Annotated in this window: 28 protein-coding genes, 1 tRNA gene and 1 pseudogene; 9 read left to right on the forward strand and 21 right to left on the reverse strand. The window is 35.2% G+C overall.

Annotation, left to right across the window (positions count from 1 at the left end; all coding sequences use genetic code 11):
* Positions 1-70 precede the first annotated feature (70 nt).
* The 6 genes and pseudogenes from QM491_RS05615 (at position 71) to QM491_RS05635 (ending at position 3,944) form a co-directional block, all read left to right on the forward strand.
* Positions 71-1,243, forward strand: a complete 1,173-nt coding sequence (locus QM491_RS05615; RefSeq protein ID WP_510186159.1) for a glycosyltransferase — start codon at positions 71-73, stop codon at positions 1,241-1,243.
* 36 nt (positions 1,244-1,279) lie between these two features.
* A complete protein-coding gene (gene rsmG / locus QM491_RS05620) occupies positions 1,280-1,912 on the forward strand; it encodes a 16S rRNA (guanine(527)-N(7))-methyltransferase RsmG (protein WP_283326296.1) in 633 nt (210 codons plus the stop codon).
* Between the two features lie 165 nt (positions 1,913-2,077).
* Positions 2,078-2,151: transfer RNA gene (locus QM491_RS05625), tRNA-Asn, on the forward strand.
* Positions 2,152-2,328: 177 nt separating this feature from the next.
* Positions 2,329-2,574, forward strand: a pseudogene (locus QM491_RS25520) (Arm DNA-binding domain-containing protein); the annotation flags it as partial.
* The gene (locus QM491_RS05630) at positions 2,575-3,489 is read left to right on the forward strand and encodes a tyrosine-type recombinase/integrase (RefSeq protein WP_283326298.1); all 915 of its coding nucleotides are present in this window, start codon (positions 2,575-2,577) and stop codon (positions 3,487-3,489) included.
* A complete protein-coding gene (locus QM491_RS05635) occupies positions 3,486-3,944 on the forward strand; it encodes a hypothetical protein (RefSeq protein ID WP_283326299.1) in 459 nt (152 codons plus the stop codon). The genes QM491_RS05630 and QM491_RS05635 overlap by 4 nt, the downstream gene beginning before the upstream one ends.
* Positions 3,945-3,997: 53 nt before the next feature.
* Here QM491_RS05635 and QM491_RS05640 read toward each other — a convergent pair whose 3' ends face one another.
* From QM491_RS05640 to QM491_RS05715, 16 genes are all read right to left on the reverse strand, one after another.
* Positions 3,998-4,336: a hypothetical protein gene (locus QM491_RS05640; RefSeq protein WP_283326300.1), complete on the reverse strand. Its 339-nt coding sequence runs from the start codon at positions 4,334-4,336 to the stop codon at positions 3,998-4,000.
* Positions 4,311-4,571: a hypothetical protein gene (locus QM491_RS05645; RefSeq protein ID WP_283326301.1), complete on the reverse strand. Its 261-nt coding sequence runs from the start codon at positions 4,569-4,571 to the stop codon at positions 4,311-4,313. Before QM491_RS05645 ends, QM491_RS05640 begins: the two co-directional genes overlap by 26 nt.
* On the reverse strand, positions 4,568-4,801 hold the full coding sequence (locus tag QM491_RS05650) for a hypothetical protein (RefSeq protein ID WP_283326302.1): 234 nt from the start codon (positions 4,799-4,801) through the stop codon (positions 4,568-4,570). The genes QM491_RS05645 and QM491_RS05650 overlap by 4 nt, the downstream gene beginning before the upstream one ends.
* Entirely contained in the window at positions 4,801-5,286 is a 486-nt protein-coding gene (locus QM491_RS05655; protein ID WP_283326303.1) for a hypothetical protein, read from the reverse strand. Before QM491_RS05655 ends, QM491_RS05650 begins: the two co-directional genes overlap by 1 nt.
* Before the next feature lie 12 nt (positions 5,287-5,298).
* On the reverse strand, positions 5,299-5,685 hold the full coding sequence (locus QM491_RS05660) for a hypothetical protein (RefSeq protein ID WP_283326305.1): 387 nt from the start codon (positions 5,683-5,685) through the stop codon (positions 5,299-5,301).
* An 11-nt stretch (positions 5,686-5,696) separates the two neighbouring features.
* On the reverse strand, positions 5,697-7,361 hold the full coding sequence (locus tag QM491_RS05665) for a phage head spike fiber domain-containing protein (protein WP_283326307.1): 1,665 nt from the start codon (positions 7,359-7,361) through the stop codon (positions 5,697-5,699).
* A 4-nt stretch (positions 7,362-7,365) separates the two neighbouring features.
* Positions 7,366-7,683, reverse strand: coding sequence for a hypothetical protein (locus QM491_RS05670; RefSeq protein WP_283326308.1), 318 nt, complete (start codon positions 7,681-7,683; stop codon positions 7,366-7,368).
* 1 nt (position 7,684) lies between these two features.
* Positions 7,685-8,347: a hypothetical protein gene (locus QM491_RS05675; protein WP_283326310.1), complete on the reverse strand. Its 663-nt coding sequence runs from the start codon at positions 8,345-8,347 to the stop codon at positions 7,685-7,687.
* Positions 8,340-8,639, reverse strand: coding sequence for a hypothetical protein (locus QM491_RS05680; RefSeq protein ID WP_283326311.1), 300 nt, complete (start codon positions 8,637-8,639; stop codon positions 8,340-8,342). Before QM491_RS05680 ends, QM491_RS05675 begins: the two co-directional genes overlap by 8 nt.
* A 29-nt stretch (positions 8,640-8,668) precedes the next feature.
* Positions 8,669-9,148 carry a hypothetical protein gene (locus tag QM491_RS05685; RefSeq protein WP_283326312.1) on the reverse strand — a complete coding sequence of 160 codons (480 nt, stop codon included), beginning with the start codon at positions 9,146-9,148 and terminating at the stop codon, positions 8,669-8,671.
* Between the two features lie 84 nt (positions 9,149-9,232).
* Entirely contained in the window at positions 9,233-9,379 is a 147-nt protein-coding gene (locus tag QM491_RS05690) for a hypothetical protein (protein ID WP_283326313.1), read from the reverse strand.
* 30 nt (positions 9,380-9,409) lie between these two features.
* A complete protein-coding gene (locus tag QM491_RS05695; protein ID WP_283326314.1) occupies positions 9,410-9,997 on the reverse strand; it encodes a hypothetical protein in 588 nt (195 codons plus the stop codon).
* 27 nt (positions 9,998-10,024) lie between these two features.
* Complete coding sequence (locus tag QM491_RS05700) at positions 10,025-10,660, reverse strand: hypothetical protein (protein ID WP_283326316.1); 636 nt, start codon at positions 10,658-10,660, stop codon at positions 10,025-10,027.
* A complete protein-coding gene (locus tag QM491_RS05705; RefSeq protein WP_283326317.1) occupies positions 10,660-11,157 on the reverse strand; it encodes an LEA/WHy family protein in 498 nt (165 codons plus the stop codon). Before QM491_RS05705 ends, QM491_RS05700 begins: the two co-directional genes overlap by 1 nt.
* The gene (locus QM491_RS05710; protein ID WP_283326318.1) at positions 11,144-11,905 is read right to left on the reverse strand and encodes a hypothetical protein; all 762 of its coding nucleotides are present in this window, start codon (positions 11,903-11,905) and stop codon (positions 11,144-11,146) included. The genes QM491_RS05705 and QM491_RS05710 overlap by 14 nt, the downstream gene beginning before the upstream one ends.
* Positions 11,898-12,674, reverse strand: coding sequence for a hypothetical protein (locus tag QM491_RS05715; RefSeq protein WP_283326319.1), 777 nt, complete (start codon positions 12,672-12,674; stop codon positions 11,898-11,900). Before QM491_RS05715 ends, QM491_RS05710 begins: the two co-directional genes overlap by 8 nt.
* 102 nt (positions 12,675-12,776) lie before the next feature.
* Here QM491_RS05715 and QM491_RS05720 point away from each other — a divergent pair, with 102 nt between their 5' ends.
* Positions 12,777-13,019, forward strand: a complete 243-nt coding sequence (locus QM491_RS05720; RefSeq protein ID WP_283326320.1) for a hypothetical protein — start codon at positions 12,777-12,779, stop codon at positions 13,017-13,019.
* A 226-nt stretch (positions 13,020-13,245) separates the two neighbouring features.
* On the opposite strand, the gene QM491_RS05725 is transcribed toward QM491_RS05720, so the two are convergent.
* Complete coding sequence (locus QM491_RS05725) at positions 13,246-13,380, reverse strand: hypothetical protein (RefSeq protein ID WP_283326321.1); 135 nt, start codon at positions 13,378-13,380, stop codon at positions 13,246-13,248.
* Between the two features lie 479 nt (positions 13,381-13,859).
* On the opposite strand from QM491_RS05725, the gene QM491_RS05730 reads away from it, so the two are divergent.
* Complete coding sequence (locus QM491_RS05730) at positions 13,860-14,162, forward strand: HNH endonuclease signature motif containing protein (RefSeq protein ID WP_283326322.1); 303 nt, start codon at positions 13,860-13,862, stop codon at positions 14,160-14,162.
* A 167-nt stretch (positions 14,163-14,329) separates the two neighbouring features.
* Here QM491_RS05730 and QM491_RS05735 read toward each other — a convergent pair whose 3' ends face one another.
* The 3 genes from QM491_RS05735 to QM491_RS05745 are packed head-to-tail and all read right to left on the reverse strand — an operon-like array spanning position 14,330 to position 16,145.
* A complete protein-coding gene (locus tag QM491_RS05735; RefSeq protein ID WP_283326323.1) occupies positions 14,330-15,499 on the reverse strand; it encodes a P-loop NTPase family protein in 1,170 nt (389 codons plus the stop codon).
* On the reverse strand, positions 15,496-15,804 hold the full coding sequence (locus tag QM491_RS05740; RefSeq protein WP_283326324.1) for a hypothetical protein: 309 nt from the start codon (positions 15,802-15,804) through the stop codon (positions 15,496-15,498). The genes QM491_RS05735 and QM491_RS05740 overlap by 4 nt, the downstream gene beginning before the upstream one ends.
* A 5-nt stretch (positions 15,805-15,809) precedes the next feature.
* On the reverse strand, positions 15,810-16,145 hold the full coding sequence (locus QM491_RS05745) for a hypothetical protein (protein WP_283326325.1): 336 nt from the start codon (positions 16,143-16,145) through the stop codon (positions 15,810-15,812).
* Positions 16,146-16,290: 145 nt separating this feature from the next.
* Here QM491_RS05745 and QM491_RS05750 point away from each other — a divergent pair, with 145 nt between their 5' ends.
* Positions 16,291-16,620 carry a hypothetical protein gene (locus QM491_RS05750; RefSeq protein ID WP_283326326.1) on the forward strand — a complete coding sequence of 110 codons (330 nt, stop codon included), beginning with the start codon at positions 16,291-16,293 and terminating at the stop codon, positions 16,618-16,620.
* A gap of 146 nt (positions 16,621-16,766) precedes the next feature.
* On the opposite strand, the gene QM491_RS05755 is transcribed toward QM491_RS05750, so the two are convergent.
* The gene (locus tag QM491_RS05755; RefSeq protein WP_283326327.1) at positions 16,767-17,003 is read right to left on the reverse strand and encodes a hypothetical protein; all 237 of its coding nucleotides are present in this window, start codon (positions 17,001-17,003) and stop codon (positions 16,767-16,769) included.
* Positions 17,004-17,283: the final 280 nt, after the last annotated feature.

The following is a 17,283-nucleotide window of genomic DNA, read 5'->3' on the forward strand; positions in this document are numbered from 1 at the left end:
TAATTAAGTAACTCTACTTTTTCGAAAAGCCTGCAAAGTTACCAAAATCTACGCACTTATCAGCATTGCAGTGATAAGGATTCACTATCTTTGCGTTTTAAAACTTAATAGTCAGTTCGCTTTGGTTCCATTTTTACTCATTTTGTTCCTATTATCCCTTGGGATTCAACTGTATTTTATATTGAATGTTTTCAATAAAATCAATCAATATGAAGCACCTGTCAGTGATTTGGTGGCATTGCCTCCTGTATCGGTGATAGTATGTAGTTGGAACGAAATACGTAATCTCGAAGAGCTACTGCCCATGCTCGCTACCCAAGAGTATCCAAAATTTGAAATTATCGTGGTAGACGACCGTTCGTATGATGGCACTTACGATTTTTTATTGACCGAAGCTCACAATTTCAAGCATCTCCGTTTTATTCGAATCGAAGAAACACCAGAGCATTTATCTCCCAAAAAATATGCTTTGACACTAGGAATCAAATCGGCTAAATATGATGTAATTCTATTAACAGATGCCGATTGTCGCCCACAGTCAAACACTTGGATTCAATCGATGGCTTCATGCTTGACTAAAGGCAAAGAAATTGTTTTAGGATTTTCGCCCTATTTTCCAGAAAAGACTACGCTGAATAAGTTTATTCGCTACGAAACCCTTCTGACAGCGGTTCAGTATTTTGGTTTGGCACTTTATGGCATGCCATACATGGGCGTAGGACGTAATTTGATGTATCGTAAGTCCTTATTCTTCAAAAATAGAGGGTTTGCTAAACATACCAATATTTTGGGTGGCGACGACGATCTATTTATGAATGACGTAGCCAATGAGCAGAATACGGCTATTTGCTTGGATGAAGCCTCGTTTATGTATTCTATTCCAAAACATAACTGGCAAGATTGGTATCGTCAAAAAACTCGACATATATCGGTAAGTAAGTATTATAAAATCAATCACAAACTTACTCTTGGCGCTATTGCAAGCACTCAGATATTATTTTGGTTAAGTTTTATGGTATTGATACCTTTGACAATGTTTAGTCAGCTAGTATATTGTTTAATAGGGCTTTGGCTGCTCCGATTGATTGTTCAATGGGCTGTTGTAAGTAAAATCAATACTCGTCTCGACCGAACTATATCATCTTACAGTATTCCCTATTGGGATTTTTTAATGACAGTTTACTATGTAGTGATGGGCGTGGTCAATACCCTGCCAAAGCGCAAGAAAATGCGTTGGCGTTAGTCTATCCTACAAATTTATTTATCCATTTTTTCGATTATGAACGATTCAAAATTAATAGAAAAATACTTTCCACAGCTCACGGAGAAGCAGAAAGCACAATTTGCCCAGTTGGGCGAATTATACCGTGAGTGGAACGAGCGCATCAACGTGGTATCTCGCCAAGACATCGAGAATATCTACGAAAAACATATTCTTCATTCATTGGGTATAGCCAAGGTTGTCAACTTCAAAGATTTCTCAGAAATTTTGGACGTAGGTACAGGCGGAGGTTTCCCTGGTATTCCTTTGGCGATTATGTTTCCACATTGCCAGTTTCATTTAATTGATAGCATTGGCAAAAAGATTAAGGTCGTAACAGAAGTAGCAAGCGCCTTAGGCTTAGAAAACGTACGTGCCGAACAAATTCGTGCAGAGCAGGTAGATGGCGAATACGATTTTATCGTGAGTCGTGCCGTAACGCGTATCACTCCATTTTACGGATGGGTAAAAGGCAAAGTGAACATCAACTGCTACAATAAGCTCAAAAATGGGATTTTGTATTTAAAAGGAGGTGATTTGGGTGAAGAATTAAAAGAATTAGGGAAAAAAACGAGAACATTCGAACTACACGAATACTTCACAGAAGAGTTTTTTGAGACTAAAAAGGTCATTCACGTTCCGATGGTATAAAAATTTAAAAAAAATTTACAAGATAAGTTTTTGAAAATCAGGGAATAATACAAAAGCATGCGTTTTTTTGTAATTTTTTTGTTTAAAACACTTGCGTAGTAACAAAAAAGCGCATAATTTTGCATCACAATTCAGGAACAAAGAAACACAAAATTGTAAAGAGATTCCTTCTTAGCTCAGTCGGTTAGAGCACATGACTGTTAATCATGGGGTCCCTGGTTCGAGCCCAGGAGAGGGAGCACAACAAGATTTGTAGTCTAAAAGCCACCAATACGGTGGCTTTTTTTATGCCCTTTGCGCTTTAAATTAGTATAAAATACTTAAACGCAAGGATTTGGATTTTATGTACTATTATGGGTACTCATATTAAACTTGGGTACTGGTAAAACATAAAATAAAAGTTCTATGAAAAAAGAATGTTATTCACCGTCAAATTTCGACTACGTTCGCAAAACCACAACAAATCTACAAACTTAACCCCTCTCTATTGTCGACTAACTGTCAACGGAATTACCTGTCCTGATTTCTTTACTGGTGTAAGATGCAATCCGATAAAATGGAATCATAAAGAACAAAGAATAATTGGTTCTTCTAATGACGTATTGGAGGATAATAGAACACTTGATAACATAAGAGCTTCTTTGAAGTCCATTATTAACAATTTGGAAGAAGGAGAAGATGTGTTTGCTGTCAGAAAAAAGTACCTAGAAAAGGATCTTCCCAAACCAACTTTAGTAGAAGCATTTGAAATGTTCATTAAGAATGAGAAAGAATGTTTTAAAGGAACAGAAAAAGAGCTAAATGAAAAGACTATACAAAAGTGGTACTATTCGAGAGACCATATAAAGTCATTCATTGGGGATAAATTTAAACTCAGAGATATTAAAAAAGGCTTCGAAAGAAAGTATTTTGTACATCTTTTACAGAGTGGAAAAATGGGTAATAATCATGCTATTAGAAACGTGAGCTATCTAAATTCAGTACTTGATTATTGTGTTATGGAAAGATTCATGGAAGAAAACCCGATTAGTTTAAAAACCTTTCTTAGAGACCAGCCAAAGCCAATAGTTTATTTAAGTGAAGAACAAGTATCTGTAGTTGAAAATATCCAATCTGTTGACCCTTATTTCAATGAATGCAGAGATATTTTTTTATTCATGTGCTATACAAGTCTTGATAATAATGAGATACAGAAAATGGATATTGAACAGCATTTAGAAGGGAACTGTATAAAGATTACGAGAGGGAAAACAAAGCATAGGAGTTTACAAATAATCCCATTGCTACCTAAAACCAGACTGCTACTTGAGAAGTATAATAATAAAATTCCTATACATCCAACTTATAGAATAAATCGTTGCTTAGATGTAATAGAGACAATACTAAAGTTAAATTTTAACCTATCAACGAAAGTAGGGAGAAAGACAGCAGGAATGTACTTTTTAATTAATGACGTTCCCTTGGCTGTAGTCTCTCGAATACTTGGACATAAAAGTATTGTTACCACACAAAAACACTATGCAGACGTTTTAGATAGTTTGTTGGTTTTAAAAAGTACAAAACATCTAATGCAATGAAAAAAATCTTACTATGTCTATTATTGTCGTCTTGTGTTTCAACAAAACCTGCACCAGTAATCAATGAAAATGCAAAGGTTTTATTCTTTTGTATGGAATCGGAGGATTCTAAACAAAGTAATGAAAACAAAACGAGCAAATGGGTTGCAAGTTTACAAAGAAGGTTTCCAGACCTATATATAATTGGTAGGTCTTTTGATGTATCAAGTTCAAGAAATTTTGATATTCAATTACAAAATGCAGTTAAAGAGGTGAAGCCTAAAGCTACACTTTCATATCAATACAAACCATATAGTGATAGGTTCAAGAATAAGTACATTTTCATTCTTTCTGATTCTAGCAGTAACATGATAAAAGATAAAGTTTACCATGATTACGCATGGTTAGCAATTCAGGATATTTTGCCAGATTTCGCCAAAGAATTGGAAGCTCTTGAATTGAAGTATAGGAAGTAAATAAAAACCCCTCCGACAAAGTCAGAGGGGTTTATTATTACAAACCAAAATATTTATATATGGAAAACCTTGCGAATCAATTTGCTTAAAAAGCCAATCCAAACTCCCTTATTATTTTTCGGTGGGTTCATTTCTACAACTTTACATTCACTATCTGTGTAGTAGTACCTTTTCCCTTTAAATTTCACTCCTTTACCTGTCAATCTAAGAGTATCAAACTTACAGTCCTGGACCCGAATAGTATCAGATAAATAAATCTGATTCGTTGAGTTTGTTTTTACTGTTTTCTGACTTACGAAAGCCATAGATAGTTGTGAAGCTGACAACAGTAGCACAAATAATAAAGATTTTAGCCATTTCATTTTATTAGGGGTTAAGTGTTGATTTTTCATTAGTTAACAAACCATTTGAGAGAGTAGAAAGACCAAGTGTAACCAATGTAGTATCATTGTTCATTACACCTTTATAGACAATTGGACTAGCAAAAATCACAGCTACAATTGAGCTTACAGGGCTTTTGACACTGTTTCTTAAACTTTCCCCTATACCAGAAAATGCGCTTTTTTGCTTTTTGAGCAATTCAATTTCTTTTCTTAGTTCCTCTATTTCGGTTTTGTCTGCTTTCATGTCAATTTTGATTTTACCATTGTTGCTACTTCTGTCAACAACTGTTGTATATCGTTGACTTGTCGCTTTAAATCATCATCGTATTTGTCTTTACGGTTTAGACGTGATTCGAGCTCGTTAATCTTTGATTCTGCCTTGATTATTTTATTATTTAAAGCAATGTATAAGCTAACGATTGAACCGACAGATACCGCAAGATTGACTAATGGGGAGAGGTGTGTTATTTCCATTATAGCATTGACCATGCAGTATCATATTGCTCTTTTGAAAGCTTGTATTTGCTTTCCCAGATAGCCATGTAATAGACTATTTTACGCATGGTTTCTTTATCAAAAGTGAGAACCTTATTTTTATCAATACCACTTTGAGATGATACATAATTTGCGTAATTGCCTGTATTAGCTTCTGCCCATACATTGACAATTTTTGAAATAGTATTTACTCCTCGTGAGATTTTTGTTTGTAGGTCTTTCAATGAGGCTCTTGTTCCATACTCGACACTTTTAAATATTGCGTGTCCTTGTTCATCATAACCTTCTGTTCCGAGCCAATCACTTGAGCCTCCTTTCTTTATGTTGAGAGGGTTTTTATTCCTTTGCCCTCGTACATTATTGTCTAGTGGTTGCATAGTGGTAGGATTTATGGTATTTGCTTTTGATAATGAGTAGTACAAAATGAGTACTACAATCACTATCACAATAATTTTTTGATTCATAACCCTATTGGATTACTCAATATCAGTAACCTGTAAAGTAAATGCTTCAAGGCTTCCTTCAAATTGAAAGGCTGTTAGGTATTGGTTAATTTGCACTAATAAATCAGGATCTTTTGTCATTCTATACTGCTCGATTAGTAGATATAAACCATACGGAATAACCTTCGTATCGCTGTGAAATAAAACGGGAGTCTGGAAGTCATTGACTTGTTGTTCTGTCGTGTTACCCACTTCATCAGGAACTTCGATAGTTTTTAGCCACTTTGTCGAAAGTACTTCAAAGCCAATTTTACAAACCTTTTCCCCTTCTTCCTCATACATTTCACGGACTAAACCAAATCGAAGAACATTAGGAATTAAGGTAATTTGATGCTGAGTGTTAATTTGTGCAGTCTTCATTTTGCTAGTGGTTAGTATTCAAACTTTGGAATAATTGCGTAGGTTAAACTTTTGCCCTGTGGGGCACTAAAAATTAAAGCGTTATCAGTATTTGATAGACATGATGCAGATGGTTGAGAGGTAATAGAACAACCGCTAGAATCTACAATTTCAAAATCAAAATCGAAATTGAAACGAATGTTTCTGGTGATGCTTGCACCTGTTCCGTCTACTGTGAAGTGTTGACGACCATTATTGCGTAGAATTGTATAAGGACTCATGTATGCCATTGCCCCTAAATCGCCATTACTCGGAAGTTGGTTGCTTTTTTTTCCTGTGAGTCCATTAACACACAAAGCTGATAAATCTATGTCAGACATTCTTTTGGGCCAAAAGGCAATTTGCCGAATAATCGTATTGATTTCATTCCCAATTACCAGTTGGTCTAGGGTAGTCGGAATATCAATAGTATTATCAAAGTTCCCTTCAATATTATTCATAAAGGATTTTGCACTATTGGTTTTCCATGCAAAAGCATGATTAAAGTAAGTGTCAAAATCAACATTGAACAGGGTATTGTTATAGCTATTCACACTGTCCTTGTAAATCTCATCGTATACTCTCGCTATTGTCGCATGGTCAGTAATCGAAATTGAAGAAGATAAGCCTGTGAATCGAGCATAAAATCTGTAAGTCTGAGCAAATCTTTTCGTTGCTTTTCGAGCAGATAGGAACAAAGTTCCAGAAGAAACATTTGGGAATAATTCCTGAAACAAAGAACCGCTTATCGTAAGAGTATCTGTGGGGCGTGTAACAGGTAGATTATTGGTCTTTATTACACTTGTTGCGTCCAATCCTTTTTCAACCTGAACAGCAGTAATATACAATGAGCTTGTGCCGTCACCTTGATAAGCAGCAACCCCAGAAGGAACTTGTTGCATAAGAACCTGTAGTCTACCAGTAGTGCTGGTATTATCAAGTATACCTGAAAATTCGATTCTAATCCAATCTTCATCAAACTGTGTAACTTTTGGTGTTCCAATTAGTTGCCCGTTACCAACTACTGAGCTAGTGGTAAAACTATTTGAGTCTAAGTCAAAATATACTTTTACACTAGACTCACCATTCGTAGTATTTAACTCCGCACGTATATGTCTAGAACCTGAAGCTCTACACACAAAAAGGGATGCAGTTAAAGGTGTGCCAGCATCGAATGTTTGAATTGTTGCAATGAAGTTTCGAGCAACATTAGTATTATCCTCTGTAACTAGAAATGAGTTAGAACCATCTAAAAATTTCTTTGTGCTTTCTATAATTGATAGTCCTGTTTTACCAAAATATGGGTTGGTTAGCTCCTGAGAATAAAGCAGTAAGTTTGTTCTTGATTCTTCTAACAATAACCCTAACGATTCTTTTGTCTGTGGGTCATGATGAAATCGTGGTTTATTAGCTGGTGCAGTTTTGATTTTACCATACTTATCTACATAAGTAGCCAAATAGTTTCTGGCAAGGGTTAAACGTGGATTCATGAATCTACTATTTGCAAAGTCCTCCGAAAATGAAGGTCTTGTGGTAGGTCGTGAAGTTGCTTGACCTTGAGAAACAGAAACGGCACTTTGTGCAGATGCTTGAGCTTGTGCAACCGCTTGATTAACTGCATCTAATTGTGATTGTATATTAATTCTTCGCTTAATCATATCACTAATAATTTATTACTGTTGGAACTGCAATTGCTTTTGTTACTGCAAGCTTACTTACACCTGCACCAACTTGAAAAGTAACTGTAAATGTGTCCTGAACTTGTAGTATTGGATTTACACTACCATTAGGAAATGTAATAGAATCACCTTTTTGAAGGGTATATTTTACGTCTCCTGATTGCCCTTTGATTGCAATGAAAGCTGTGTTATCTCCTGTATTTTCGAAGTCAATACTCATACAATGAGATGAAACATCTTTAGGGTTTTGAGTAATCACTTCATTTGTATGTCGTATTGCAAAACCGTTGTAACTAGCCATATCAATATTGGATTAAGTTGCTTTTAACAATGAGTGCTTTTTTAGTGAAGAAGTAGTACCAAGGAATCTCAACTACAGCATACGTTATGCCCTTTATTTTTGTGGAAAAATCACCTAAGTAAGTACCTACCTCATCTGATGGATTGTAAGTTTTTAAAACGATTCTACTATCCGTAAAATCAAATGCTGTTGTATTATTTACAGCGAATGTTTTAGCACCAACTTTCAACACGCCTGCTTTTGGAATTACAGGATTTTGTGTAGTTGTACCTCCTTTGTTCTGGTTGATTTTTGCATAGAACAAATTGAGTTTGTTTGGGGAGTCTTGAAATACTTTTTGTAGGCGTGAAATCAAGGTTTCTTTATAGAGGTCATAATATGCTTTCTGAACTCCTAACCAATCAGTTATTTTGCCTGCTACTTCAAATACTTTTTCTTCGTCGTAGGTAGTAATCCAAGTAGAAATGAAGGATATATTAAAAGCTGAATAAAGTTGACTTGCTAGGTTATAATTAGGGTCATCAACTACTTTCTGTTCGGCGTTAAATTGTGAGCTTTTTTGTAACTCATCTTTTATCATTAAGAAAAGAAGCAATAGCCCAACTATGATAATTAGTGTATAATTGGGCTTTATAGTGGTTAGGGATTCTTGATTATCAAGCATTTTCAAAAGTGTGTTTGAGCCTTGTAGCAATCGCAATCATATCGACCATTCCGAGATTGCCACGTTGTACTTGTGGCATAATGTCAGCAATATCATTCATCAATTTTTCGGAGAACATTTTACGAACAATAGCGGGGTTTTTATTTCCTACTTCTGTTAATGTCATTAGTACTGATAAGGCTTTATTTACATTTGGTTCTTCTTTTGAGCCTAATGATGAAGCTAACATATCAGCAAAATCAAATAATACGTCTTTCGGGTTTGTTTCCTGTGTTTGGTTTGTAGTGTTCATGGTATTGATAAGAATTTAGGAGTTAAAAACTAGGATAATTCACGAAATGATTTAATTCCACTAGCTATATCAGGTACTTGTTTTACTAAATCACCGAGCTTTTCAATTGCTGTTTTGTCGTTTGATGTATCATCATCCGTTAGCATCGTGTACACTTCTTTTAGCTGTGACTTCAAATCGTCAATATCCCTTCTAATGTAGTTTTGTTCTGCTTCGAGCTTGCCCAGACTTTGGGATAATTGCATCAAATGAAGCATTAGATTTTGGTCATTCATCGTCGGGGTTGTCGATTGATTATTAGAGTGACTTTTAGGTATCGTAAAAACTTCTGAATCCTGCCCTTTTTCGTTCGTTTTTGCAGAACGATATTTCAAAACATAGGTATCAGGGCTTAATTCTTCATATCGTTTCTGTAACGTTTCTACTGCTTCATCAACGCTTTCAGATTCTGAACTACCTCTTTTACTTCCCCCTCTTGTTTCAATTCTCCAAATGGTTGCGTTAGCCATACGCATAAGCCTAGCTAATCTTTCAAATTCCATCTTAAAGCCTGTTTTAATGGGTGCTAATGGGATTTAGCACCCATGTTTATACTATCGCTTCATTTTGTCGAGCTTGTCTTTTTCGGCTCTAGCCTTATTTACGAGCGACATTCTGCGTTTTTCGTCCTCAATCGACTTCAAAGCTCTTTCAGCTTGTCTGACAGACATTTTGTTTGAAATTTTGATTCTTTTTGCCATGTGATTTGGTTGTTTTTTTAGGTTTTACGACTACTTACGTTTCTTCTTTTTCTTGCCTCCAAACTCATCCCATAGCCAAAGAATAAGGGCAATGAGTGCAATAACAATGACAGTCCCCGTAAGTGGATTTTGAGTGAAGAAATCACTAATTGAGGTAAAAATACCACTCGATGTTGTTGCTGTCGTAGGGGTATAAATTGAAGTGGTCGACACTGAATCAAAAGGGTTTGTAGTAATGCCATCACCAAACAAAGTAAACACTGGCGTGTTTCCTGTTGGGTTTGTCAAAGCCTTTAAGCGTCCGCCTGCATCGTTGGTAATGTTTGCATCAGGGATTAGACCATTTACATCACTAACAAAGTCAGGTTGTGCAATATCAAGGAATCCAGAATAATCCACTTTTGAATCAATCTTGGTATCACCACTTGAAGCGTGAAGGTTTGCCCACGAACGAGTTTTGTACATCCATTTGCGGTCATTTCCAGATACTTCTACTTGTAAGAAGAATCTAGCACCTGTATCGTCTTGACCAACAAATAAGTTGGAATAACCGTTTATTCCACTTTGTGCACCTACGTTTACAAGGATTTTTACTTTTTTGTCAATAGAGTAAGCCATAATGAGAAGTTTTGAATTTAAAGAGGTCTATTTTTTTCGTTTCTGGTCATTGGGTGACTTTGCGAATAGATAAACAACGGCTAGGGTTAGTATTAAAATGATAAAAAAAGTTTCAGTAGTTAAACCGAACGGTAAAGAAGATACGCCAATCTTTGGGGCTGAAATCTCCACATCCTTACTATCCATAATTTGACCTTTGGATGTATCTATCGTGAAGGTGCTAAATCCGTCCGTAGTGACTTGTTTTAGGTTCGTCAAGTCGGGTATGATATAATTTGGAGTACTCAAAGAATTACCGCCAATACCAAAGGATTTTGCGAGGCTTTCCCAGATGGGTAAAACTGTACTAGATACTTTCTGAATATCAGAGATAGTTTTATCTAGCTTGTTTTTCTCTGTACTTCCACTTGCATCTGTTTTATTTCGTGATACCAAATAGGTTTCCACGGATGAAGTTTGAACAGTACTATAGCCTTGCTTTTTGAAGTAGTCCAGAATCTGAGTATTACTATAACCTTTTTCCTTCATAGCATCGGCTTTACCCATTTCTAAAACATACACTCTATTTGCTTTGTCCAGTTGTTGTATGTCAGTTAATGTTAAACCATACTCATTTTGCAGTGTAGCGTAATAAAGTGGTAAACGTTGCTGAATTATAGCCATTACTTTAAGAATTTTAGGTCAGGTATTTCGATTGTTGCAGAGCTTTCAACAGAGATTGTAAAGCCTTCTGCGTTTATATTGCCTTTGAGGTCAAACTTTATACTACGCTTTGTGATTTGACTTATTAGGTCAGGTATCAAGGAAACTAAATCTAGTATTGACACAGAGCAGGGAACTTTTAAAACTGTCTGTTCCAAACTTTTTATGACTACAGTTTGATTGAGAAACCCAGAGCCTAAAACACCACCTTTTAGAAGTACATCAAATTGAATCAACCTCAATAAAATTCCTGTGTTAGTGGGGTTTGTGATTTGTACAGGTTGCGACCAAGTGAGTTTCAAAGCTGAAAAATCTACTTTTATAGATTCAGGGCTAAGGATTTTGTAAGTAAGTTTAGAGGCTGTATTTATTTTCGTCCAAAGCCAAATACCGAACGTAAAAGCCAAAACGCAAAGGGTTGCAATGATAGCTTTGCCTCGATTGTTATTTTCTTCCATTGTATAGAAATAAGAGTAAGATAATTAGGATAATAGCCACGACCGTATAGCTCTTATTTTGTGTAGCAACTTCACTTATATTCCTAGTGACAATTTGCCCTTTTACCTTCCACATTTGCCACCAAACGTCTAATCTGTCTAAGTATTGGAAGCTGAAATAACCGTTTTCAAGTAGCTCTAAAGGCTTTTTGATTTGTCCTGTAAAGCTGTATTGAGTGTTTGGTGTCCATACCAAATCATAATAATTTGGCGTAGTAAAATCGGACACCAATACATCATCAATCAGATAGCCATAATCTCGAAATTGTGCAGGGTCTGACGGCTCAACAACGAGGCGCACTTTTTTCCCTCCTATATCGGCGTATCTAAAGTTTTGTAGATATGGGTTAATTAACAATTCTGTGACTTCATGTGACAGTATTAAACTCCAAATCCTATCATATCTAATCCTTGCGTATGGTGTGCCCTTGGGTGCGTAGGTTTCGTTTTGTTCAGTGACATAATGATACCCATAACTATCTGTATCAATCTGCTCATCTATTGTCACCAACCAACTACCGTATGGTACTTGCTGGATACTTTCATAGCAAACAATTGAAGCTTGTAGCCCAAAGTATATTTGCTTATCCCAGTACTTTGACACATGGTTTTTAATTTGAAAGTCAATTGCTTTCGTAGCTTTTTGAACCTCATTAAAACTGATTCTTTTGGTAGTAGCTACAATTGCGACCAGTGGAACATTAGCCATTCTTATACTTTTTGTAAACAATTAGAGCTAGTAACACAATTATGATAATCCAGACGTAAGTAACTGTTTGTTGCGAGCTAGTGGCTTTCTTTGGCACATACGTTTCAAATCTGTTTAGTGATTCGTATAGAGCGTTTGATTGATACGCTTCAATAAGATTTTGCACCTTTTGAGCCTGTTTCAAAATATCTTGTTCTTTTTTAGCTTTAAAAGAATCAGAGATAACAGTATCAAGAATTTGGAAGGTGCTCAGAATTACTCCTATAGGAATCAATACTACAGTAATTTTACTAAGAACTGCTACAACTGTAGCCATACTTGCAAACCCTTCTAATAGCTTTTTGGTAGTGTTAGCAACGTTTACAACTTCGTCAACTTTTTGTGAGATGCTAGGCGTAATAGTACCATATTCATTTTTGAACTGTTCTATTAGTTTGGTTAAGACATTAGTTTCATAAATCAATTCATTATTAATTGTTTCATGAAACTTTTCATACCATCTGTCGAAATCTTCTTTTGTTTCAGACTTTGACATATTCCCCAAATAACTAATAGCATTAAGGGTATTGTTATAATGAATATCAAAACCAACAAAACCACCATCTCCAAAACCCGTTGGTAATGTTATCGGTATATCAAAGGACGTATTCCAGTTGATGAATTTTATATTAGAAAAATCAATTTTAGTTGTGTCAATCGACTCTAAAATCTTGCTATCATCTAATTCATAACTGTAAATTTTGCCATCAACTTCATAAGTTACCGTCATTAATTCTGCGTTTTATTTGATACAAACTTAAGTGAAAGTTAAGTATAACGAAAATCAAAAGGATTTGTAACTTTGCGAAAACGCAAGTAAAATGATTTAACTATGCAAAACGGCTTTACAAAAAAAGATTTTCAAAGAATGTTTGGTGTTGCTAGAAATATTTTTTGGTTGTGGTGTGAGGAATTACCAAAGGACGTGGGAATAAAAAAAACCAAACAAACATTTACACCACGTCAAATCTTGTCCATTATACAGGCATTTGGAGTACCTCCATTTGCAACAGAACAGGAGAGAAAATATATTGATTTGATATGTAGGGCAAATGGAATGCAAAATGAAGGCTAAATGAAAGCTAAATTTCTGCAAAATATAAAAAATAAGGACGGACGGATGGATGGACGGACATTGTTGCATATATAGTAAAACGTCCGTCCGTCCAACCTTTTCCTGTTTGATAAAAAATATGTTAGATACTTTACAAAAACTTGTAAAGTATTATAAATTTGCATATCTCTTAAAACAAAATGGTCTTGCTGGGAACAAGACCATTTATTTAAGTGAAAAGATGTGCTTACAAATCTTTCAATATGTGAGCACCGTAGTAAATAATCTGTAAGATTTTTACTACAAACGAAAGACCTTTTTCTTCTAGGTCATGGTCTTTCTCCGATTTTGCCAGCCTGCTGGCGATTTTGTTATTAGACATAATATTCTATGTTTAATTTCGAGGATATTCTCGAGTTACAAATGTTCAAAAAGGCATCTGATTATCCAAATCAGATGCCTTTTTTGTGCCCAAAGGGCATAGTTTTTTAGTATATACGTCACTTTATGAGAGAAATTTCAGGATGGACGGACGGACGAAAGCAGTAGATATATAATCGTCCGTCCGTCCATCTGTATATGGAGGGGCGGATATGTGGTATTAACTTAATTGTAAATATCCACTAAGTCAGTAGTTTAAAGGATGTTATGAAATTTTGTCAGGTTTCTATTTAAGGGTATAAATATTGTAGACTATATGCCAGAACGTTCTAATTAGTTACTACTTATCTAATTTTCTAGAAAAAAGTAGCAGGCTTCTAACTTATCTTCACCTGTTGAATGAAGAGGCGTAAAATCCCTATAACTTGTATAAAAAGGGTAGCAAGCTATAGGTTAAACCATTACCCTCAATTTTATAATATGGCTTTTAATGAATTACAAATTCAAGCAGTTTGGGAAAAAGCATCAATTGTTCAAGGAGTTAATCCAAATGAATGGCGGAAAGACCAGTGTAGTGCGTGGATATCACGCAATGCTTACGGAAATAGAAATAGCAATTATGGTTGGGAAATCGACCATATCACTGCTAAAGCGAATGGAGGAAGTGATGCACTAAGTAATCTTAGACCACTTCACTGGAATAATAATGCATCCAGACAAGATGGTAGACTAGTATGTGTAATAAAATCCCAAGGTAATATAAATACCAGAGTTACCAGTTAGATTATTACATGTAAAAGGTGTGCAACTGTACATTATTCGTATCAACTTTGTTAGAAAAAGATACAATAAAATAACAGGTTAAAATTTATTGCCCTCTTTCTCAATGACATATAGTCATGATTTTGAGAGAAAGAGGGTCAATAAAATGTCATATTGTCACCTGTTAGTTAAGGGAAAATTTGTAATTGAGAATTATTTGCTAGATACCATAAATTTTCTTTTTCAAAAATTAGCTCTAATTTCTTCATACTATCAATGTATCTGCCTGCACGTTTACGACAAGCATCAGCGGATTCATTCTTTTTAGATACCTGATACATTTTTACGTATTTTAGAAGTTCGGCACTGTTCAATCCAGTACCTTGTGCTTTGTCGTAAACTTGTTTTAGAATATCAACACATTCAAGTTTTCTTTTGTCTTCATTTGCCTGTTCTGTTTTCAATTTCTCAACAAGTTCAGCCGAACAACTTCGTGGGATACCAGAATCAGATTCCCAGTATATTTCATCAAACATTTTCCCACGTCTAAGAAAAAGAGGTTTGATAACACGCACCTTCTTTGCTTCGTCGTATCGTACTGAAATTGTACCTTGACATTTTCGTGCGGCTTCTGCACCAATATGCCCTCTCATTTTACCACTTTCGCCATTTTCATGGATACAAGCAATAATACAGGTATTCCGAACTGTACTTTCTTTCATTAGGTATCTAATTAGCATCACAGAGCTAGTTTCATCATTTGAGCTAGGGATTAAATCCGTAATACCGTCCAATACAATCATGTAGATGTTCGGGATTTGGTCGAATATTGCAACTAAATGTTCTAAGCATTGCAGATAATCAAAATCACGCCAATTAAGTACAAGGAAGTTTTCAGGCTCTTTTTTCAATCCAGTAAGTTTAATTACTTCATTGTAAAATTCGTAAGTATCTGCGGGGTTTTGTTCCGTATCTATGTAAATGACATACTGTCCTTCACAGTAGTTTGATTTTATACCTAATGAGTCAAAATCAGTTGGAATTTCTTTCATGAGTGCCGTAGCTAATACCATCTTTGTAATAGTAGATTTACCAGCTTTGGGCTTGCCACTAATCATTGAAATATCTCCCTTGACGGCATATCGTGACCCAGAAATAAATACTGTTGGAATAATAGGTTTAATCTCCACTTTCCTATCTATTCTTTTCGATAGAATTTGATTTATTGATAAACTGCTAGATTGTGGAATACTATAAGATTTTGGCGCAACCTTTGGGTTTTCTAATGGAATAATTTTGGGTGTCTCCTTATTCTCATTAAGCAATGCTTTCTTTTGTTTTGCTGTGATATTTGTCATGGTTGCTGTTTTTTGATTCTGAGTAATTCTTTAAGTCGTTGCAATGCTATTCGAAGAAATAAATCAGATTGCTGTTGCTCAAATGAAAGTTGCTCTTTTAAGTTTTCAATTCGTAGTAGAAGAATTTGATTCTCTTTTTCTAGTGCTTTTCTTCGTATGTACTCGTTCTTGTAATATCTTTCACACATTAAAATCATATCTTCTACCATTTCCAAATAATCCAAATCATACGAAGTACTTGCTTTGCCTACTCTAGTTTTATGCCATCGCCAAAACTTTTTAATTAGAGTTCTATGTTCTTCCATACTGATTAGAGAGTAGAGAATAGATTGATTTGAGATTTTGTACTTTCGATTTGTTTTGCTTTCTCTCTTATCTTTTCCACATCGGTAAGAGTGTATTTCATTTTGATTGTATCCTCACAAAACGTCTGAACCATTAGCCCAACAATTTCAGAGTTGAAATTATCGTTCTTCGTTTCGATAGTCTGTACTCTATTAAAAGATTGCCATAGGGTTTGCTCGTTGCCTCCTGAAAGCTCGATAAGCTTTTCTTTAAACTCAACTTGTTTGTATCTAGGTGCATTAATGTAGACAGTCCAAAGAAAGTTGCCGTTTAATCTTTTGGGGGTTGCTGTGGTTTTCATTGTCTTTACCATAGGTCTTAAATTTATTTATAATGATATTACTAATACTGTTTATTGTTATATTTGTAGTATAGTTCTGTTATTTTTAACAGTACAAACGTAGCAATAACGTAGTATTTACGCAAGAAAAAAGCCAATATATTTTATGGAACTAACTAAGGAAATGATTAAAGATGCGATTAAGCGCAAGGGAATCACGGAGTTAGAGCTCTGTAATGCAGTAGGTTATTCGCAACCATCACTGCATAGATTTTACTCAAGTGGTAAGATTAGAGCTAGGAACGCAAAAAAGATAATTGAGTTTATTGAGCAGGACGCAAAGAATACGAACAATACGCAAGTGGAACGTAGTATTCCAGACACAGGAATGTTTGATAGATTGATAAAAAGAATTGAAGAACTGACTATTGAGAACTTTACTCTAAAGAAGGAACTGGGAAAGTTTGACGGTGCTTATTTTGCCCTCGGTGCTTAATTTTTTTTTGAATTTAGGTACTGAAATAGGTACTGAATGCAAGGATGGCTTGCAACGGGCTACAAATCAGACTATTACCTTGATTGTTTAAGTACAGGAGAGGGAGCTAAAAGCCTTAAGTCGAAAGATTTAAGGCTTTTTTGTTGTTAATTTGTTACTGAATAAATTGATGCCAACTGGTCATAAATATCTTTTGTAAGCTTTGCCATTGGACGTTTTTCAAAATCTTCTTTATTCAAATAGTTGGCAAAGGCAATTCGGTATAATTCCTCTTTATTCAAATCGTTAAATTGTGTTGCCAATACTTCTAAGTAGCGCCCACTTGTTTTATAAAACTTGGCAATTATTTCCGCCGCAATATCTCCATGCTCTGCATAAATCACATTTAACCCAAATACATCATCGTTGTTCTTTACTTGAGGAAACTTGTTTTTATCATAGTCGAGTCTAATTTTACAAGTTCAGTTTATCCTAACTACACATAATACCGCTAATATTTCTAATGATTTGTTGCGACCAGATTGTTATTTCTTGATGTACAAACAATTTATTCGCTCCTTAGCCAAAAGCACGTCAAAAGAACTAAGAGAGGCTCATAATATCGAAAAAATGTATAAAGCTGGTTCGTTCAATGCCTAATGAAATACTATTTGTCTTTGAAGG

The organism is Flectobacillus longus (assembly GCF_030056705.1).
Classification (GTDB): domain Bacteria; phylum Bacteroidota; class Bacteroidia; order Cytophagales; family Spirosomataceae; genus Flectobacillus; species Flectobacillus longus.

Excerpts from the sequence above, each read along its gene's own strand:
- QM491_RS05665 (WP_283326307.1), bottom strand. The coding sequence starts at position 7,361 with ATGATTAAGCGAAGAATTAATATACAATCACAATTAGATGCAGTTAAT.
- QM491_RS05720 (WP_283326320.1), top strand. The coding sequence starts at position 12,777 with ATGCAAAACGGCTTTACAAAAAAAGATTTTCAAAGAATGTTTGGTGTT.
- QM491_RS05685 (WP_283326312.1), bottom strand. The coding sequence starts at position 9,148 with ATGGCTAACGCAACCATTTGGAGAATTGAAACAAGAGGGGGAAGTAAA.
- rsmG (WP_283326296.1), top strand. The coding sequence starts at position 1,280 with ATGAACGATTCAAAATTAATAGAAAAATACTTTCCACAGCTCACGGAG.
- QM491_RS05650 (WP_283326302.1), bottom strand. The coding sequence starts at position 4,801 with ATGGAAATAACACACCTCTCCCCATTAGTCAATCTTGCGGTATCTGTC.
- QM491_RS05640 (WP_283326300.1), bottom strand. The coding sequence starts at position 4,336 with ATGAAAAATCAACACTTAACCCCTAATAAAATGAAATGGCTAAAATCT.
- QM491_RS05690 (WP_283326313.1), bottom strand. The coding sequence starts at position 9,379 with ATGGCAAAAAGAATCAAAATTTCAAACAAAATGTCTGTCAGACAAGCT.
- QM491_RS05730 (WP_283326322.1), top strand. The coding sequence starts at position 13,860 with ATGGCTTTTAATGAATTACAAATTCAAGCAGTTTGGGAAAAAGCATCA.
- QM491_RS05680 (WP_283326311.1), bottom strand. The coding sequence starts at position 8,639 with ATGAACACTACAAACCAAACACAGGAAACAAACCCGAAAGACGTATTA.
- QM491_RS05655 (WP_283326303.1), bottom strand. The coding sequence starts at position 5,286 with ATGAATCAAAAAATTATTGTGATAGTGATTGTAGTACTCATTTTGTAC.
- QM491_RS05670 (WP_283326308.1), bottom strand. The coding sequence starts at position 7,683 with ATGGCTAGTTACAACGGTTTTGCAATACGACATACAAATGAAGTGATT.
- QM491_RS05645 (WP_283326301.1), bottom strand. The coding sequence starts at position 4,571 with ATGAAAGCAGACAAAACCGAAATAGAGGAACTAAGAAAAGAAATTGAA.
- QM491_RS05750 (WP_283326326.1), top strand. The coding sequence starts at position 16,291 with ATGGAACTAACTAAGGAAATGATTAAAGATGCGATTAAGCGCAAGGGA.
- QM491_RS05745 (WP_283326325.1), bottom strand. The coding sequence starts at position 16,145 with ATGAAAACCACAGCAACCCCCAAAAGATTAAACGGCAACTTTCTTTGG.
- QM491_RS05660 (WP_283326305.1), bottom strand. The coding sequence starts at position 5,685 with ATGAAGACTGCACAAATTAACACTCAGCATCAAATTACCTTAATTCCT.
- QM491_RS05725 (WP_283326321.1), bottom strand. The coding sequence starts at position 13,380 with ATGTCTAATAACAAAATCGCCAGCAGGCTGGCAAAATCGGAGAAAGAC.
- QM491_RS05715 (WP_283326319.1), bottom strand. The coding sequence starts at position 12,674 with ATGACGGTAACTTATGAAGTTGATGGCAAAATTTACAGTTATGAATTA.
- QM491_RS05675 (WP_283326310.1), bottom strand. The coding sequence starts at position 8,347 with ATGCTTGATAATCAAGAATCCCTAACCACTATAAAGCCCAATTATACA.
- QM491_RS05700 (WP_283326316.1), bottom strand. The coding sequence starts at position 10,660 with ATGGCTATAATTCAGCAACGTTTACCACTTTATTACGCTACACTGCAA.
- QM491_RS05710 (WP_283326318.1), bottom strand. The coding sequence starts at position 11,905 with ATGGCTAATGTTCCACTGGTCGCAATTGTAGCTACTACCAAAAGAATC.
- QM491_RS05695 (WP_283326314.1), bottom strand. The coding sequence starts at position 9,997 with ATGGCTTACTCTATTGACAAAAAAGTAAAAATCCTTGTAAACGTAGGT.
- QM491_RS05635 (WP_283326299.1), top strand. The coding sequence starts at position 3,486 with ATGAAAAAAATCTTACTATGTCTATTATTGTCGTCTTGTGTTTCAACA.
- QM491_RS05735 (WP_283326323.1), bottom strand. The coding sequence starts at position 15,499 with ATGACAAATATCACAGCAAAACAAAAGAAAGCATTGCTTAATGAGAAT.
- QM491_RS05740 (WP_283326324.1), bottom strand. The coding sequence starts at position 15,804 with ATGGAAGAACATAGAACTCTAATTAAAAAGTTTTGGCGATGGCATAAA.
- QM491_RS05705 (WP_283326317.1), bottom strand. The coding sequence starts at position 11,157 with ATGGAAGAAAATAACAATCGAGGCAAAGCTATCATTGCAACCCTTTGC.